The sequence below is a fragment of the Aquimarina sp. Aq78 genome (genome assembly GCF_900299525.1).
In the GTDB taxonomy this organism is placed as follows: domain Bacteria; phylum Bacteroidota; class Bacteroidia; order Flavobacteriales; family Flavobacteriaceae; genus Aquimarina.
Map to the genome: position 1 here is coordinate 445,614 of NZ_OMKA01000026.1, position 18,334 is coordinate 463,947.

Genomic DNA, 18,334 nt, shown 5'->3' on the forward strand with positions numbered 1-18,334 from the left:
TACGTTTATTCTTTACGCATATTGATTTCTGTAATAGAAACAGGGCGAGCATTGTTGCATCTACTTGCCATTCTAAGGCTGCCAAATTTTACCCAAACATGCTTGGGAACCTCCGCTTTAAAAAACTCACTAAGATTAATAGGATCCAGATTATCTTTATATTCTTCAACATTTAGAATATAAGGACATCCTGCAGATTTACTACTCACTATGATACCTTTGCTAAATCCTTTTTCTACCATTTCTTTTGATGTTATAAGTTGAGTATCACTTTTTGAATCCGAAGTGTTTTTTGCATCCACTCCTTTTGCGGGAACACAATTATATGTACTAAATAGTAGAAGCAAGCAGGCCATTTTAAGCATGTTTTTCATGATTTGTGGTTGTTTACTATAAAGATCATAAAAATTTATTAGAATATGATGGGATTTATATGCCAATTTAAATTCATAATAGATGATTAAAATGTATCGATATGACGCTTCATTTTTTATTTTTACTAAAATTTAAACCACAATTCAATGAAAATCGTCTCCTATAACGTAAACGGAATTAGAGCAGCAATAAACAAGGGGTTTTTAGAATGGTTACAACAAACTGACCCCGACGTGATCTGTCTTCAGGAAATAAAAGCAAATAAAGAACAGTTAGATCTCGATCTGTTTTCAGAAGCTGGATATCCATATAATTACTGGTACAGTGCTCAGAAAAAAGGATATAGTGGTGTTGCTATTCTATCAAAAACAAAACCTGATCATGTAGAGTATGGTACTGGGATTGATTATATGGATTTTGAAGGCCGTAACCTGAGAGCTGATTTTAATGGAGTATCGGTAATGAGTTTATATCTACCCAGTGGGACCAATATGGATCGTTTGGAGCATAAGCTAAAATATATGGCAGATTTTCAGACCTATATAAATGAATTAAAAAAAGAACATCCCAACCTGGTGATACTAGGAGATTATAACATATGTCATAAAGCAATCGATATTCATGATCCGGTACGCAATAAAAAAGTATCAGGATTTTTGCCAGTAGAGCGTGAGTGGATTGGTGATTTTATCGATAGTGGTTTTATAGATTCTTTTAGGCATTTTAATACAGAACCACATCAATATTCATGGTGGAGTTATAGAGCTAATGCCAGAGCGAATAATAAAGGATGGCGTTTGGATTATGGTATGGTATCTCAACCCTTACAAGATAATTTAAAAAGAGCCGTTATTCTATCAGAAGCCAAACATAGTGACCACTGCCCTATTGTAGTCGAATTAGATGTGTAGATTTTGTTGACGAGATTAAACAATATCGAAACAATGTAATATTACTAAATCTAAGTAGTCTATTGAATAAAGACCGTCAATTCGAATGCTGCGTTTTCAGGCGCGGTGTATCGAGAATAAGTTTTTTGAATGTAAATAGAAACGTAAAAAAGAACAACCCCATAAACAACATAAAATGATAAAAAGAATCGTATCTGTTATACTTGTTGGTACTCTTATGACTTCTTGTGTTTCTTCTAAAGTATACAAAGAATTAGAAAGCAAGTATGCCCGACTGAAGCGAGAAAATCGTAAAACCAAAGATGAACTAGCAGCTTTAGAAAAAACAAGTGATGCCACTAGAAAAGCACTAGAACAATTAGATGCCGAATATCAAAAGGTTAAAGCCGAAAGAGATGATTTGCAAGGAAAGTATAATGCTGCACAAGCCAATTATGAAAACTTAAAAGATTCGTACGATGCATTAGAGAAAAACAGCTCGGCAGCTATTGCAGCAAATAGCAGAAAAAATAGAGAACTGCTAAAACAACTGGAAGAAAAAGAAAGAGCGCTGGCCGAAGAACGTAATCGTTTGGATGCATTACAGAGAGATCTGGCTTCTCGTTCTAAACGAGTGGATGAATTGGAAGGATTGATTGCCGCCAAAGATGCCAAAATGCAGGCACTTAAAAATGCAATATCCAAAGCACTACGAAATTTTGAAGGTAAAGGCCTCACCGTAGAAGAGCGTAATGGTAAAGTCTATATCTCTATGGAAAACAAACTACTATTCGAATCTGGTAGTTGGGCTGTGGGCGCCCAAGGACAAAAAGCGGTAAAACAATTAGGGAGAGTATTGGGTGATAATACCGATATCGCTGTTTTGATAGAAGGGCATACCGATAATGTACCATATACAGGAAATGGGCAACTATCTGGTAACTGGGATTTGTCTACCAAGAGAGCCACTGCCATTGTAAATATTTTGTTGCAAAACCAGAAAATTGACCCGCAAAACATTACTGCAGCCGGTAGAGGTGAGTTTGCTCCTGTAGCTTCTAATGATACTAGTACAGGAAAAAGTAAAAACAGAAGAATAGAAGTGATCCTAACTCCAAAATTGGATGAAATCACTAAACTATTGAATGATATATAAGAAGTAATTGAATATAAAAAGAGCGACACATTGTGTCGCTCTTTTCTTATCTATCCTATTGGAGAGATTATATTATAGACCATTTAGTATGTCTTCAACTTCTTTTCTATTGTTAGTCTTAGAGCTTTCCTTGACACGCTTTAACACTTCAAAAAATTTATTTACTACTTTGTTAGCTAATAACTGGTCAGTTAATGCTATTTCTTTGCCTTTAGAAGTAAGTAACGTAAGGCTATATGCCTCAATAGATATACCTTCTATTCTTTTCTTTGCCAAAGAGGTCGTTCCAGTCTTTTTTACAATAGAAATCACATTACCATGAGCAATAACTTTATTATCGGTAAATTCTGAAACATCTTTAGCTAGAGGATATAACTCATCACTAAAGAGATCACTAAGCTCCTTGCTGTTTTTTTGTTGAGCTTGAGTTGCAATTCCTGCGCATAGTACAAATGCAAGTAAAAATAATTTTTTCATAGTGTTTGGGTGTTAAAATAATGTATTATAGTTTATAGGTTAATTACACCGGTTATCAGAACGTGATAAAATTTATTTTATTGTTAAAATAACCTTAAAAATTGCCTCAAAATAGGTAATTTATTTGATAAAAACCAAAAAGCGTGCCACGGATTTAATAAACAAAAATAAAATCCTTATTTATGCATATAGTGAAAAAGCATACTGTTTTTATATAAAAGTATAAAAATAAGGAAAGCAGATAACAAAAGGACGTTGCCAGACGTTTATTATACCCAAATTAATTTAAAACTATAGAACAAATGAAGAGGCTCCCCATTTTTATAATATTAATAGTATCCGTGATTAAAGGAGTAAGCCAGGAAAGCGAAGAAGGGTACCAGAATGAAGAAGAAATACAAAGTGAAGAAGAGGTGCAGGAGGATGAAAAAGAAGAAAACAACCACTTTGATATCTATGCATATTTTAATTTCACCAATGATGAATATTCTAATGCCTTGGATAAGGTGAGTGATATGGATCCAGAAGATCAAAATGTCCTATATACGTTGGTAGTAGAAGTCCAAAAAGATAACGTATTAAAAGATCGCTTGTTCGGGGAGTTGATCGCAAAACCCAAAAAAAAGAATCCTTTCAGAGGCAAAGACAGTCCAGGATTTACCTGTATCCTACGTGGTCTTATAGAAAACCAAACAATATATAATGAGGTTATTAAAGACGGAGGCTCTGAGGATCGAGCCAGAAATGTCGCAGCCCTTGCCGAAAGAACAGTACGGAGAAAATGTGGTATCGCCAAAAAAAGTGAATAAGCCATAACACGAACTGTTTCTATATTCCAGTAAATTCGGGTCACAGACGGTATAAATCAATATTTTGACGAAAAACATAACTTCTCCTGCTACTCCAGGTTTAATTTTACCATAAGGAGTTCGGCAATATAAGGATAGTAATTTGATTATTAGGAGGTTTAGAATATTATAGTATCTTTAAAATACCTTAAATCTATAAATACCTACATAATTATGTTTATTATCTTCGGAACAAGAGGACTAAAACACACGGTGAGTGAAAGTCCTGTTTTATCAAATTCATGCCCAAATTGTAATAATGGAAATCTCGTAAATAAGCTCTATCGCAGATGGTTTACTTTGTTTTTTATTCCCATGATCCCATTGGATGTAGTAGATCGGTTTTATCAATGTGACAGCTGTAAAAGTGCCTATAACGAAAGTGTAAAAACGATTTTACAACGCTCTCAGGATGAGATTAACGAGAATCAAAAACGGGCAAAATTAGTATTTGCCAAAGCGCTTATAGCTTCGATGACGCATATGTCGATTATCGATGGAGATTTTGCTGCAGAAGAAGAGCGCGAAATTATGGATGCTATAGAAGGATTACCAGAAATGAAAGAAGAATTAATGGCAATACATCAAAATATAAAAGCAACTGGTAACCAGGATAACCAGGTCTTTAATTTTCTTAATGAAGCACGAAATGAACTATCATCAGAAGCGCTAATTAATATTTTGGCACAAGCAGCTGTAGTACTATTGGCAGATGGAGCTATCGAAAAAGAAGAAGAGAACCTTATGAAAGAATATCTTATCGCTTGTGGATTACCAAAAGAGATGTATCAGACATTGATTGATAAACTAATGCAAAAAGACATGACCAAGATTAAAAAAGAACAATTGAATTAAGGCTTCTGATAATTTTTTATCTAGCGTTGGTATTTGGCGTAAGCTTAATCAATAGAATATTGTCTGATCGAGTGTTTTGTGAAACATAGTGAAGCAAAATGTATCGAGAACCAATGTGAGTTCAGGTGTTTTTTATGGGATAGTTTCTTGATGCTTTTTTAAGACGATACAACCTTTCACAATAAGGGGATACCCCCTTGTTGACATGGGGAAGACCCTATCAAAAGGTGGTTCGAGCTGATATTTTAATACTTCGAGGGATGATAACGACTCTTCGAAGTGATACATTCAGGCTTCGAGCTGATGTTATATGGCATAAAGGGCTTGAGAGGAAGGGTAAAAGTGATAATTTTTGGGGTTCGAGGCCATAAAGGGAGCCTTCGAAGGACCTCAGTAACGCTTCGAAGGGTGTTGCAAAGGGGTATCGCCCTAAGTTTATAACTGGTTGGTGCACATATGCCTGTCACCCTGAGTCTGACAAGAAATTTTAAATCTTCCCTTTTTCTGGAAAATCACATATTATAAAGTAGACGCTACATCAAATCTGTTCATAAGCAAGAATAAAAAGTGAATACTAAAACGATATAAACCTATATCTTTGTTATCAATCCTACCCAAAGATCATCTAAAGAGGAGCATACTTTTATTAGATGATCTATTTTTTAGAACAGTACACTTCTCTTTAAAGAGATATAACACTGTATGTGATAAAATATAAAACTATAATTTCGTTTATTGATCAAAGCTCTCTTATGAAAAAATTAGCATCGATTTTTCTAACCTCCTTTTTCTCTATTATTTTGTGTGTTTTATCGTTACAGGCTACTCATGCACAAGTAACAAATGATACTTTGCTAGCTTTTCAATATTATAAAAAAGCAGATTCGTTATTGGTACATAGGTATTCAGATAGTTCTATCGTTTATTTTAAAAAAGCTTTGTCTATTTATGAAAAAGCCAAAGCCCAAGAACGTGTTGTAGCTTGTTATAACGGATTGTCATCAAACTACATCTTTTTAATTGAAGATAAAAAGGCAATGTCTTCTATGCAACAGGCATTGTCTTTATGTAATACTCATAAATTAGATCAGCAAAAATCAAAAGTTCTGGATAATTTAGGAGATTATTATTATTACATAAAATCCAATAATAAAAAAGCCGAAGAATATTATAAAAAAGCATTAAACATTCGAGAAAAACTAGCTTTTCAATACCCTTCAGATTTATACAATTTCTATATTAATTTGGCCAGGATAAATATTTATAAAGGTAAGTATGAAGACGTAAGAAAAAATGTTGAAAAGGCACTTGCTTTAATTACTAAACATCATGGATCTAGTCATTATAAAATAGCAGATATCTATGATATAAAGGGGCATTATCATCTCCGAAAATGGAATTTCGAACAAGCACGTGATAATTTTGAAAAAAGTCTTAACATCAGGAAAGAATATTTTGGCGAAAACAATTTGCAAACAAGTTCTTCTATTAGTAAATTGGGAATATATCATTATATTAAGGGAGAAATCGATACTGCAATCAAGTATCAAAATAAAGTATTAGCTATTGAAAAATCTTTTTTTGGTGAAGGCCATTTAAAACTAAGAAAAATTAATGTTAATCTGGCCAATTCATACAAAGAACAAGGGTTTTATGACCTGGCGTCAGAAATATTAGTGAAGACTTCGAAAATGATCCGAAAGGAGTTAGGAGAGGATCACTTAGACCTTTATCTTGTTTATTATAATCTTGCCAGTATATATTATTTTACAGGGCGTTTGAATATGGCTCTTGACTTCAATCGGAGAATCATTCGTCTATTAGAAAAAAACAATCAAGACGATAGAGAGTTTGCTTTTATTTATAACAAAATGGGGCTTATTTATATAGAAATGGACAACTATATAAAAGCAATAGAGTGTTTAAAAAAGTCAATTGATTTAAAAGAAAAAGTTTATGGGGAAAGTCATATCGCTATTGCAGATGGTTATAATAACTTAGGAACAGTATATATGCTTAAAGATGAAAAGGATAAAGCGCTTCAATTTTTCATGAAATCCCTAAAGATTAAAAACAAAAGATATAAAGGAAGTCATGTATCTCTTGCCAATAGTTATAAAGAAATAGGTCAATTATATACTAGAGATAAGAATATAGATCTTGCCTTAAAATACCTTCAAGATGCTTTAGAAATAAGAATTAGTGAATATGGAGAAAATAACCCTAGAGTATCTCATATTTACAACCTAATAGGAAATGCTAATTTGGCTAATGATAACTATATTTTGGCTATTTCTAACTTCAAAAAAGCAGTTGAATCAAACCAAAGATCTAATTCTTCAACAGAAGTGAAGTTTTCTAATTTTTTGAATCATAATGTTTTATTGAGTTCTTATGAAGGGCAAGCTAAAGCATATTTATTGGCATACAGAAAAAGTTTGAATACGAATAACCTTTTGAAAAGCCAGAAACAATGTAAAATTTCGGATTCTTTGATACGTTTTGCAAGGTTTCATAATACGAATTACAAGGACAAAGTATTTTTTTCTAAAAAGGCTAAAGATATTAATAAGATTGCAATAGAAGGATCAATGTTGCTGTACAATAATGATATTTTAGATTTACAAGATGTTCTTTATTTTTCTGAAAAAAGTAAAGCAAACACTTTAATAGAATTGATTAATAATGATTCTAAAAGGTTTTCAGGATTACCTGAAAAGATAATAAAATTCGAAAAAAAATTAAAAATTGACAGATCCTATTATCAATCAAAAATCCAAAAAGAAAAATCTGAATCAAGTAAATTAATAGAATTCAAAAATAAATTATTTAGTATAAACAGGAAGCAAGATTCATTAAATGAGGTATTAGAAAAGAACTACCCTAAATATTACCATTTAAAGTATAATAACAAAGTAATTTCAATTGTCGATATTCAAAAAAAGTTAGATCAAGAAACTACTTTATTAGAATACTTTACTGCGGATAGTATTACCTATGCTTTTATGATTTCTAAATATGATATTAGTGTACAAGAACTATCCACTCCAAAGCTTACTGAGCAAGTTGAAGCATTTCGTAAAAGTATCATTTCCAAAAACACAGGAGCATATAAACAACAAGCATATGCTTTGTATAATACACTTATACCACCGGTTAAAGATAAATTAGTCGGGGATCAATTGATCATAATCCCCGATGGACCGCTATGGCATCTTAACTTTGAGTTATTGCTCACTCAAAAAGACGATTCTAATAATCCAGCTCTCTTATCTTATTTACTTAAGAAATATGCGGTTACTTATGCCAATTCTGCAAATCTGTTGTTTACTACTTTTAAAAGTGATTTGACAACTAAACCATTACAAGAATGTCTGGCGTTTTCTTTTTCAGATAGTACACAAACTACTGAAACACGTGCAATGAGCATGGCTACACTAAGAGATACTGGTGGTGATCTACCGGGAACTCGTAAAGAGATCAAAGCCATTTCTGATATTATCGATGGACAATACTATTTTGGATCACAGGCAATAGAAGCTAATTTTAAGAGCAATGCAGGTCAATACAATATCCTACACCTGGCACTACATGGAGAGGTAGATAACGAACGCCCAGAGAACTCTAAACTCTATTTTACCAAGAGTAAAGACACTATAGAAGATAACCTGCTCTATAGTCACGAGTTGTTTGCTCTGGATATCCCTGCAGAACTCACCGTACTTAGTGCCTGTAATACGGGTAGTGGTAAGATTGCTAAAGGAGAAGGTATTATGAGTCTGGGTACTGCTTTTCAGTATGCAGGAACCAAAAGTTTGTTGCTCACCAGTTGGGAGGTGTCAGATCAAACGACTCCAGAATTAATGAAATATTTCTACACCAACCTTAAGACAGGGATGCATAAAGGTAAAGCCTTACAACAGGCTAAACTACAATATTTAACCACTGCTAATATCAATCGTACCGATCCTTTTTATTGGGGGGGATTTTACCTGGTAGGAGATACTACTGCAATGCAGTTTAATGACCACACTCAACTATATTGGATTTTAGGATTAGGTATTGTAGGAATTATACTTTTGGTTGTGTTTTTGTATAGAAGGAGAAATAAGAATGTAAAATTGTAAATATACTTCAACAGGTCTTTACTAAGTTTATCAAAGGGGCTTAGTACAGGCACTTTCGAGGGTTTATTAAGTTATAGATTTACTTAAATAAGACTGACAATTAATTAAGAGTTATGGATAATTCAAGTTAAATACCTACTTTTGTACAAGTTCTTTGGTATAAAACCATACTCCATAGTTTATGAATTTATGTTTAATTTTTAAAACTATGTATGATGAATTGGAAAATTCAAAAACTATTGAATGGTGAGACTATTGTCTCCAAAGAACCTGGTAATTCTATGTTACCCATCTTAAAATCAAAACAACCTGTATTACTTGAACCCGTACATTGGGAAGATTGCGAAGCAGGAGACATTGTTTTTTGTAAAGTAAGAGGGAACTGTTTTACGCATTTGGTCAAAGGAAAAAATGCTAAACGAGGATTGCTGATCGGTAATAACCGAGGACGCCTTAACGGGTGGACCAAAAATGTATATGGTAAAGTAATAGAGATATTACCAATGTCATAGAGATAGCGCTGAGAGCGCTTTTTTTGTTTGTATACATCAACTTTATATACTGTTTTATCAAAGTAAATATAAATGACTACTCGCAATAGAGGAAGAGAAGCTAGTGATGATCGATTGTTTGGAGAGTTGCCGATGCAGGAAAAATTAAAAGCAGCAGCAAAAGATATGTTGTATCTCCTTTCTCACGGTTATGCAGAAAAATCATCTGTACAGTTGGTAGGAAATCGCTATACCCTTAATGCACGACAACAAAGGGCTTTACATGGTATGAGTTGTAGTGAACAACAAATTGTGATTCGTAATAAAAATAGGGTAACGTCAAAAATGTTAAAAGGGCAAACCATAGCGATAGACGGATTTAACCTATTGATTATTCTCGAAAGTGCCTTGTCCGGAGCATATATTTTTAAAGGACTTGATGGATATTATCGCGATGTATCTGGTGTTCACGGTACCTATAAACGAGTTCAAAAAACAGAAGAAGCCCTTCTAATAATAGGAAATACACTTGATAAGCTTGGAGTAAGTTGGGTACACTGGTATTTTGATGCTCCGGTTTCTAACAGCGGGCGATTAAAAACAACACTTCGAGAATTAGCAGAACAACACCATTTTTCCTGGGAAATAGATTTGGTTAATAACCCTGATAAGGAATTAGCAAGCTCAGCACATATTGTAGTAAGCTCTGATGCTTGGATATTGGATAGAGCACAAAAAAACACAAATCTGGCCGCTTATCTAGTTGATCATTATATCCAGGAGGCGAATATAATATGTGCAGAATAACACCAAACAAATATCTTAGTTTGATATAATACTTCAAAATAAGAGTTCCCTCATTCAAAACTACCATTCCCTCATTCTGTGTTTTGTACAACGATAGTCTGCCTTACTTTTGAGTAAACCAATGAACATATGATTACTTTAATCTATAGATTAAACTTGGAATAGGGGGTCAAAAAAGTAAAAATAGAAAGGAAGAAATGTAGCGTTTATGTATAGAGAGAAGCTTTTATAGGTTCATTCCTAAAATATATTTGATGGATGTTGGAGGAATAATTTTAGGTTGGTTTAGTGTGTGAAACGGATGCGGCAAGGGGTAGTCGTATCCGTTTTAATTAAAAAAAGAGCTTCTTATATAAGAAGCTCTTTTCTGGTTAAAATAAGGAAGAAGTCAGTAACTTGGCATCACCTTTTTTTACTTGGATCAAACCATTCTCCCCTAGCGTTGGTATATACCGTTTTAGTGTCGTTACCTATGGTAAGGATTAATTTGTAATTTCCAATCTTGTCAGTATAGGCCTCAGAAATACTAGCTTCTGGAAAATCTTTTTCTACAGCAGCTTTAATGATTTCAGAAAGCTTGTCTATTTTGACTTGTTTATAATCCTCCTGATTGGTAGAAGCTTCTGTTTTAGTGATTGGCAGAGCTTCTTCGACTTCTTGTGCAGATACGGTTTGGAATGAAAATAGGACAACACAGATAGCAGCTATGATACTTATCTTTTTCATATTCTTAGAATTAATTTCGTTATACTTTATTATGTAAAAAGAAATTATCATTCCGGAATATGAAATAATCTATTTTTATGTAAAATTCTGATTATTAATTGTTTATGTTTTTCGTGTTTTTAACTCGTTATTTAAAAACTGTTGATTTGGTATACTGATTGTGGATTTATTTCACATCTAGAAAGAAAAGACGCAGAGGTATAGATTGTGTTTTGATCAGATTTATTATGATAATTTTTACACTAACTAAGAGAAGAGTTTCTACTTTTGGTCATGAATTTAATATTATACTATATAAATTATAAAACGAGTTAAGTAGCTCATTTCATAGTTTTTTTTATTCTCAACTTAAAAATTTACAACCAAAAGAATGAAGTACACTACATTACCAGGTACAGATATACGAGTGAGTAAAATATGCCTGGGAAGCATGACCTGGGGTGAACAAAATACAGAAGAAGAAGGACATCAACAGTTGGACTATGCGATTGACCAGGGGATTAATTTTATTGATACAGCAGAGTTGTATTCTGTTCCGGCAGATAAAAAAACCCAGGGAAGCACAGAAAGAATTATTGGAACGTGGTTAAAAAAAACAAATAAACGGGATGATGTAGTTATCGCTACAAAAATTGTTGGCCCGAGAGATTTTGTTAATCATATTCGTACAGGAGGTTTTACAAAAGCAGAGTTTACTGATGCAATACATAAAAGCCTGCAACGATTACAAACGGATTATATTGATCTGTATCAATTACATTGGCCAGAACGAGATACCAATTTCTTTGGAGTTAGGGGGTATACTCATAACGAATCCGAGCAATGGGAAGATAATTTTAGAGAAGTGTTAAGCTATCTTCAGGATTTTGTTGCAGCAGGAAAAATAAGGCAAATAGGTCTTTCTAATGAAACGCCTTATGGAGTAATGCGCTATGCTGAAGAAGCTCGAAAAGGAGCTCCGAAAATGATCACGGTTCAAAACCCATATAATTTATTAAACCGAAAAGATGAGGTTGGTCTTACCGAAGTTTTGCATCGCGAAAATATTGGGCATTTACCCTATTCTCCTCTTGGTTTTGGACAATTAACAGGAAAATACCTTGATGAAACTCCAAAAAATGCCAGGGTAACCTTATTTCCCCAATTTGCAAGATATCATAACGAGAAATCGTTTGAAGCAACAAGAGCGTATAATGAGATAGCAAAAAAACATGGTATAAGTTTAACTCAAATGGCTTTGGCATTTATAAATGATCGCCCTTTTGTAACTAGTAATATTATCGGTGCTACATCATTAGATCAGTTAAAAGAAAATATTGGTAGTATCGATATTACCCTTTCTGATGCGATCTTAGATGAGATAGAGGCGGTACATGAAAATAATCCTAATCCGGCTCCTTAACCAAACAAAAACTCAACTACATCTTCGATTTTGGAAACCATCTGAATTTGAATTTGAGTATTTTTCAAGGATATTTTATTGTATTTAGAAACAAAGATAGTAGAGAAACCTAGTTTCTCTGCTTCTTGTATACGTTGTTCTACTTTGGTTACCGGGCGTATTTCTCCTGCCAGGCCAACCTCTGCAGCAAAGCAAAAGTCTTTGGGTATAGGGATGTCTTCACTTGAAGATAATATGGCTGCAACTACTGCCAGATCAATTGCAGGGTCATCTACAGAGATGCCTCCTGTGATATTAAGGAATACATCTTTGGCTCCTAATCTAAAACCAGCGCGTTTCTCTAAAACTGCCAGGATCATGTTAAGACGTTTAAGGTTGTATCCTGTTGCACTACGTTGCGGGGTCCCGTATACTGCTGTGCTCACCAAAGCTTGTACTTCTATCATGAGAGGCCTCATACCTTCTACAGTAGAAGCTATAGCAGTGCCACTTAATTCTTCTTCTTTTTTAGAGATCAGGATTTCACTGGGATTCGTAACTTCTCGTAGACCGCTTCCTTGCATTTCGTAAATTCCTAACTCAGAAGTAGACCCAAATCTATTTTTTAAAGCACGTAAAATTCTGTATACATGGTTTCGATCTCCTTCAAACTGTAGTACAGTATCAACCATATGCTCCAGGATTTTTGGGCCGGCGATATTGCCATCTTTTGTGATATGACCAATCAATACCACAGGCGTTGCAGTTTCTTTGGCAAACTTGATTAATTCTGTAGTGCATTCTCGGATCTGAGAAATACTTCCTGCACTACTTTCTATATAATCACTGTGTAAGGTTTGGATAGAATCTATAATAACAATATCGGGTTGAGTTTCCTCAATTTGCCTAAAGATGTTTTGAGTCTTGGTTTCGGTAAGAATTAAGCAATTATCCGTTTTAGAATAGATACGTTCTGCACGCATCTTGATTTGCTGTTGACTTTCTTCTCCAGAAACATATAATGTCTTATATGGTAATTTAAGACTGATTTGTAATAGTAATGTACTTTTTCCTATTCCTGGTTCGCCTCCTAGTAGTGTTAAAGAACCAGGTACCAATCCTCCTCCAAGTACCCGATTTAATTCTGTATCATCTGTATTGTATCGAGCTTCTTGGCTAGTGTCAATTTCTGAAATTCGTAAAGGCTTGGCTGTTTTATTTGTTTTAGAACTGGATGTAGCACTTTTCCAATCACTTGCTGAAGCTTTTTGAACGACTTCTTCGGCAATAGTATTCCATTCCTTGCATGATGTACATTGTCCTTGCCATTTGGAATATTGTGCTCCACAATTCTGACAGAAAAAAACAGTTTTGGTCTTAGCCATAGAAGATTGATAAGAGTGTAAAAATACTATTATTTTGATAATACAGTAAACAAAAATGAACTCTTAAAACAAGTATCAAATATTTTTGTTCGAATTTTAAAAATCAATCTCCTTAATCGGAAATATGGTATCTTTATATGGTGTTCAGAGATAGGTTTCTGAATATTTTTTATTAACCAATAAAATTATACCATTATGAAAATTCTAAAATTAACCGGAGTAAAACTAATTAGTAAAATTGCTCAAAAAGAAATTAACGGAGGTTCTCCCAATTCTGCCTGTTGTAGTTTGGATAAGACTAAGTGCATGGTAGAATGTATAAACGCCGGAAACAGCTCTGGAGTGTGTTACTTGCGATGCTTGAGCTGCTGCTAATGAATCTAAATAATTCATGAAACAGAGTTTCGAAGAATTCTTTACATTAAAATCCTACGAAGCTTGTCAATATATATTGACAAGCTTCCTTTTTTAAGTATTGAAAACTAATTTACTTTTACCAGCCAAAATCTTCTTTAATTTTGTTGACTTTATCCAGCATATAATCTTTGGTTAAGAAAGCAACTTCAGAAAGTTGAAAACCACTTTCGTAAGCTCTCATAGCTTTTTTAGGCTCTCCTGTTTGTTCGTAGAACATACCTAAATAATAATATCCCAGCATTAAATCAGAATGCTCTTTTATAGCTAACTTGCCTAAAGGTTCTAATTCTGACCAGTTTTCATTCTTTTCGAGAGCGGTAGATACTGCAATAAAATCGTTGATTCTTATTTTACGCTTTATACCATACAACTTTTCTGTAGTTTTATACATATCTACAAGATAGTCATAGGGCGAAGTTTCTAGTGTAAGAAGAACTTCTTTGTAAGTTTTCTTACTGATTGGGCGATACATTTCAAAAATACCTTCGAGAGCATTAGGAATGGCTTTTCCAACCAAAGTATAATGAGAAGATTCGTCAAAATTATCAAAGAAATAACTCATTTCAGTATTTTCTATTACAGACAGTTTTTCATCTAGAGCAATGAGGTTCTTTTTGATATTATCGGCATCATTAGTTGCAGTAGCCAGATAATACCAAATATCAGAAGAAATCGCTAATTTACTTGAAATTCGGTCTCCCATCGGCGGTCCTAATTCTGGGCTAATGCATATATATCCCTGAAAAATAGGATTGTCTTTAAACAAAAAGTAATTTATAAAATTAGCAGTATAGTCATGTCCAACAATAATTTTAAGTTGTGCGGTACGATAAGTTTCATTAAGATAAGGAACAAGCTCTTGTCCTATAAATTCGAAGAATTCTGCTCCTTTTAGAGTCGGTAAAAACTCTGCAGTATCGTACCTGCAATCATCTTCTCTGGTTTTTCTTTGATTAACACCAACAACAATTGATTCAGGCATATCTTCCCAATAGGAAAAGTAATCCACGTTTCCGGCAACTGGTTCGAATAAATAATCCCCATCAAGAACAATAATCAAGGGATATATTTTATCTTCATTTTTCTTGTAATTACGCGGAAGCTGAATTTTTAACTCTCTACTTTGGTCTAATTTGATAGATCTGAAAGACTCATATATTGTTTGACCATAACTGGAAACAACAAAAATACAAGCTATAATAAGAGTCACACTTTTTTTCATAAGTATTAGGATTAAGGTTAAGCAAGGGACAATATATAAATTATTTCCTTATTTTTCTCTGTTTAAAATAGGGAGGAACAAAAAGGATAACGCCCCAATGATTATATTTATTGCGGTTTGTGAGCCCCATAATATCCAGCCAAAAGCTTCTCCTGCTGGTTTTTCGATATCAAAAAGCAATAAAATTGTAGCAATTGCGATAGGAAATGCACCAATACCTCCATTGGTAGTAGACATAGCAAATGATCCTGCTACAAAGGTAGCTAATATAGGACCTATAGATAAAGAAGTGGTTTCGGGAACCGTAAATTTGATAATATAAAACATCCCTACATAAAGTGTCCAAATAAAAAAAGTATGAAACACAAAAGCTCTTTTTTGCCTTATCTTAGAAATGCTTTTTATCCCTTCTAAAAGACCAATTCCAAAATTTCGTAATTTAATGAGTATTGGATTACTAGAGGTTTTTATGATTTTTAAGAATGCTATTCCGGCAATTAATAGCCCCAATAAAATAGCAAGAGTGATAAAAGGATTTGCAATTTTTTCTTCTAAGTATGATAATAGAAGTTCTGATTGAAAAAGCAGAGTGATGCCTATTATTAGTAAAAGCATTAACAGATCAATAACTCGTTCTGAGATAATAGTTCCAAATGCTTTTTTAAAAGGAACGCCTTCATATGTTGATATCGTGCCTCCACGTAGAATTTCTCCAGATCTTGGGATTCCCAGATTAGCAAGGTATCCTACCATAATAGCCATAAAACTATTTGATAGTTTGATCGGATATCCCAAAGGTTCTAATAAAAACTTCCAACGATATGCTCTTGAGAGATGAGAAATAATTCCCATAATAACAGAAAGGATAACCCACTTAGGATCTGCTTGTGTGATATACTGAAGCGTTTTTTGTCTTTCTTCTGGAGTTGCCGAAGCGATAGAATACCAAATTAAAAAAACTCCCAATGCTAAAGGGAGTATAATTTTAAGAAACTTTATAAGTTTAGGGTTCACTATTTATTTTAATAAATTATTTTCCTCATTTGGGAAAAGAAGTCTTGGTTTGAAGTTTTTGGCTTCTTCAATATCCATCATGGCATAGGTGATTAGTATTAATACGTCTCCTTTTGCTACTTTTCGAGCAGCAGCACCATTTAATGTGATTTCACCACTTTTTCTAGGTCCTGGGATTGCATAAGTTTCTAAACGTTCTCCATTATTATTATTTACAATCTGTACCTTTTCTCCCTCAACAATATTAGCAGCATCCATTAGATCTTGATCTATAGTTATACTACCGATATAATTAAGATCGGCACCAGTCACTTTAACGCGATGAATTTTTGATTTTACTACGTGTACAAACATGTTACAAAGTTAGTTATTTTTAATTTAGGGCAATGTTATCAATGAGTCTTATTTCTCCTGCAAATACAGCTATAAAAGCTCTGTATTTAATATCTTTTTGTTTTCGTTTAATGGATTTTAAGTCAGATACCTTTGCAATTTCAAAGTATTCTAATTTTAATTCATCATTATTTTTGAATTGTTCTGACACCCATTTGTTTAAGATATGAACACTTTTTGTGCCAAAGTCTTTTTTTACCTGTTTCAGGATTGAATAAATCAAGGGGGATTCATTAAGTTGCTTCTGGTTTAGCCTTTTGTTTCGAGAGCTTAAAGCCAATCCGTTTTTTTCTCTATAAATAGGACAACCAATGATTTGAACTGACATTTTTTCAATTTCAACTAATTTTTTAACAATTTGAAGTTGTTGAAAATCTTTTTCACCAAAATATGCTTTATTTGGATTGACAATAGTAAAGAAGTGTTTTAAGACTGTTCCAACTCCATCAAAATGACCAGGCCTGTATTTGCCCTCCATTTCGTTTTCTAACCCTTCAAAATCATAATTAGTTGATGACATTTCGTCTCCATACACCTCTTTTGGTGTAGGAGCGAATACAATTATTTCTTTAGATAACTCTGATAAAAGTTCAATATCAGAATCCAAAGTTCGAGGATAATTAACCAAATCTTCGGTAGTATTAAATTGTGTAGGGTTCACAAAAATACTAACTATAATTTTTTGATTTTCCTTGAGAGCTCTTTCTATCAGTGCAAGATGACCCTTGTGCAATGCTCCCATAGTAGGAACAAATCCAATGGTTTTGTTCTGCTTATTAAAAGCTGCAACATCTTCTAGTATATCTCGTCTTTTTCCGTGTAACCGCATTTGGTGTATAACTTAAAGGCGTGCAAAAATAAGATATTACTGGCAGACTGCATAAATTTTCGTAATTTTGCAAAATTAATTCCAAAAGGAGGACGATAAAAGTATCGATTATATGAAAGATAAGAGGATATTGTATGTATCATCAGAAGTAATACCTTACCTGCCAGAGACTGAAATCTCATCTATGTCTTTTGAAGCACCAAGAATGGTAAATAATAAAGGGGGTCAAATAAGAATTTTTATGCCTAGATATGGCAATATCAATGAAAGGAGGCATCAGTTACATGAAGTAATTCGGCTTTCGGGTATGAATTTAGTAATTAATGACTTGGATATGCCCCTTATTATTAAAGTTGCTTCTATTCCAAAAGAACGAATGCAAGTTTATTTTATCGATAATGAGGATTATTTTAAAAGAAAAGCAACGTTAACTGATGAAGAAGGGAAATTATTTCCTGATAATGATGAGAGAGCAATCTTTTTTGCTAAAGGAGTGATCGAAACAGTTAAGAAGTTAAACTGGTCACCAGATGTGATTCATGTACATGGATGGCTAGCTTCTCTTTTGCCATTATACTTAAAGAATTATTATGCTAATGAACCTCTTTTTGGTCATAGTAAAATTGTTACTTCTGTATATAATAATGGTTATGACGGGATATTGGATAAGAATATGATGGAAAAAGTAAAGTTTGACGGAATAGCTGAAGAAAAAATTAGTGATTTGGCTCAGCCAACATATAGTAACCTTATGAAGGTGGCTGTGGATAATTCTGATGCAATTATTGTGGGATCCGAAGAAATTCCATCAGAACTTGTTGAGCATTTAAAAACAATAGACCAACCAGTTTTAGAATATAAAAAACCAGATGAATTTGCTGATGCCTATGAAACCTTCTATCAAACAGAGGTATTGGTGTAAGCAAAACGACGAAATTATT

Annotated in this window: 18 protein-coding genes; 10 read left to right on the plus strand and 8 right to left on the minus strand. The window is 33.4% G+C overall.

The window, feature by feature from the left end:
* Window positions 1-5: 5 nt before the first annotated feature.
* Window positions 6-374 (minus strand): hypothetical protein, encoded by a 369-nt coding sequence (locus tag DG435_RS18180; protein ID WP_106791018.1) that lies wholly within the window; start codon window positions 372-374, stop codon window positions 6-8.
* 147 nt (window positions 375-521) lie between these two features.
* Between DG435_RS18180 and DG435_RS18185 the strand changes: the two genes are divergently transcribed.
* Together DG435_RS18185 and DG435_RS18190 are read left to right on the plus strand one after the other, a co-directional pair.
* The gene (locus DG435_RS18185) at window positions 522-1,286 is read left to right on the plus strand and encodes an exodeoxyribonuclease III (RefSeq protein WP_106791017.1); all 765 of its coding nucleotides are present in this window, start codon (window positions 522-524) and stop codon (window positions 1,284-1,286) included.
* Between the two features lie 175 nt (window positions 1,287-1,461).
* On the plus strand, window positions 1,462-2,421 hold the full coding sequence (locus DG435_RS18190; RefSeq protein WP_106791016.1) for an OmpA family protein: 960 nt from the start codon (window positions 1,462-1,464) through the stop codon (window positions 2,419-2,421).
* Between the two features lie 72 nt (window positions 2,422-2,493).
* On the opposite strand, the gene DG435_RS18195 is transcribed toward DG435_RS18190, so the two are convergent.
* On the minus strand, window positions 2,494-2,898 hold the full coding sequence (locus DG435_RS18195; RefSeq protein WP_106791015.1) for a hypothetical protein: 405 nt from the start codon (window positions 2,896-2,898) through the stop codon (window positions 2,494-2,496).
* A 302-nt stretch (window positions 2,899-3,200) separates the two neighbouring features.
* On the opposite strand from DG435_RS18195, the gene DG435_RS18200 reads away from it, so the two are divergent.
* From DG435_RS18200 to DG435_RS18220, 5 genes are all read left to right on the plus strand, one after another.
* Window positions 3,201-3,707 carry a hypothetical protein gene (locus DG435_RS18200; protein WP_159025434.1) on the plus strand — a complete coding sequence of 169 codons (507 nt, stop codon included), beginning with the start codon at window positions 3,201-3,203 and terminating at the stop codon, window positions 3,705-3,707.
* 213 nt (window positions 3,708-3,920) lie between these two features.
* Entirely contained in the window at window positions 3,921-4,601 is a 681-nt protein-coding gene (locus DG435_RS18205) for a TerB family tellurite resistance protein (RefSeq protein ID WP_106791013.1), read from the plus strand.
* 752 nt (window positions 4,602-5,353) lie between these two features.
* The gene (locus tag DG435_RS18210; RefSeq protein WP_106791012.1) at window positions 5,354-8,728 is read left to right on the plus strand and encodes a CHAT domain-containing protein; all 3,375 of its coding nucleotides are present in this window, start codon (window positions 5,354-5,356) and stop codon (window positions 8,726-8,728) included.
* Window positions 8,729-8,943: 215 nt separating this feature from the next.
* Window positions 8,944-9,240 carry a phage repressor protein gene (locus DG435_RS18215; protein WP_199852624.1) on the plus strand — a complete coding sequence of 99 codons (297 nt, stop codon included), beginning with the start codon at window positions 8,944-8,946 and terminating at the stop codon, window positions 9,238-9,240.
* Window positions 9,241-9,312: 72 nt separating this feature from the next.
* On the plus strand, window positions 9,313-10,026 hold the full coding sequence (locus DG435_RS18220; protein ID WP_106791010.1) for a DUF434 domain-containing protein: 714 nt from the start codon (window positions 9,313-9,315) through the stop codon (window positions 10,024-10,026).
* A gap of 402 nt (window positions 10,027-10,428) precedes the next feature.
* On the opposite strand, the gene DG435_RS18225 is transcribed toward DG435_RS18220, so the two are convergent.
* The gene (locus DG435_RS18225) at window positions 10,429-10,752 is read right to left on the minus strand and encodes a hypothetical protein (protein ID WP_106791009.1); all 324 of its coding nucleotides are present in this window, start codon (window positions 10,750-10,752) and stop codon (window positions 10,429-10,431) included.
* Window positions 10,753-11,122: 370 nt separating this feature from the next.
* On the opposite strand from DG435_RS18225, the gene DG435_RS18230 reads away from it, so the two are divergent.
* Window positions 11,123-12,154, plus strand: coding sequence for an aldo/keto reductase (locus DG435_RS18230; protein ID WP_106791008.1), 1,032 nt, complete (start codon window positions 11,123-11,125; stop codon window positions 12,152-12,154).
* Here the strand turns inward: DG435_RS18230 and radA are convergent.
* Window positions 12,151-13,518, minus strand: a complete 1,368-nt coding sequence (gene radA / locus DG435_RS18235) for a DNA repair protein RadA (protein WP_106791007.1) — start codon at window positions 13,516-13,518, stop codon at window positions 12,151-12,153. The genes DG435_RS18230 and radA overlap by 4 nt on opposite strands.
* 195 nt (window positions 13,519-13,713) lie before the next feature.
* On the opposite strand from radA, the gene DG435_RS25650 reads away from it, so the two are divergent.
* Complete coding sequence (locus DG435_RS25650) at window positions 13,714-13,893, plus strand: hypothetical protein (protein ID WP_152538274.1); 180 nt, start codon at window positions 13,714-13,716, stop codon at window positions 13,891-13,893.
* 118 nt (window positions 13,894-14,011) lie between these two features.
* On the opposite strand, the gene DG435_RS18240 is transcribed toward DG435_RS25650, so the two are convergent.
* Genes DG435_RS18240 through panC form a run of 4 tightly spaced genes read right to left on the minus strand, consistent with a single transcriptional unit; the run spans window position 14,012 to window position 17,393 of the window.
* Complete coding sequence (locus DG435_RS18240) at window positions 14,012-15,157, minus strand: alpha/beta hydrolase (RefSeq protein WP_106791006.1); 1,146 nt, start codon at window positions 15,155-15,157, stop codon at window positions 14,012-14,014.
* A 48-nt stretch (window positions 15,158-15,205) separates the two neighbouring features.
* Window positions 15,206-16,171: a lysylphosphatidylglycerol synthase transmembrane domain-containing protein gene (locus DG435_RS18245; protein WP_106791005.1), complete on the minus strand. Its 966-nt coding sequence runs from the start codon at window positions 16,169-16,171 to the stop codon at window positions 15,206-15,208.
* 3 nt (window positions 16,172-16,174) lie between these two features.
* Window positions 16,175-16,525: an aspartate 1-decarboxylase gene (gene panD / locus DG435_RS18250; protein WP_106791004.1), complete on the minus strand. Its 351-nt coding sequence runs from the start codon at window positions 16,523-16,525 to the stop codon at window positions 16,175-16,177.
* A gap of 19 nt (window positions 16,526-16,544) precedes the next feature.
* Window positions 16,545-17,393 carry a pantoate--beta-alanine ligase gene (panC, locus tag DG435_RS18255; protein WP_106791003.1) on the minus strand — a complete coding sequence of 283 codons (849 nt, stop codon included), beginning with the start codon at window positions 17,391-17,393 and terminating at the stop codon, window positions 16,545-16,547.
* A 112-nt stretch (window positions 17,394-17,505) separates the two neighbouring features.
* Between panC and DG435_RS18260 the strand changes: the two genes are divergently transcribed.
* Window positions 17,506-18,315, plus strand: a complete 810-nt coding sequence (locus tag DG435_RS18260; RefSeq protein WP_024768328.1) for a glycogen/starch synthase — start codon at window positions 17,506-17,508, stop codon at window positions 18,313-18,315.
* Window positions 18,316-18,334: the final 19 nt, after the last annotated feature.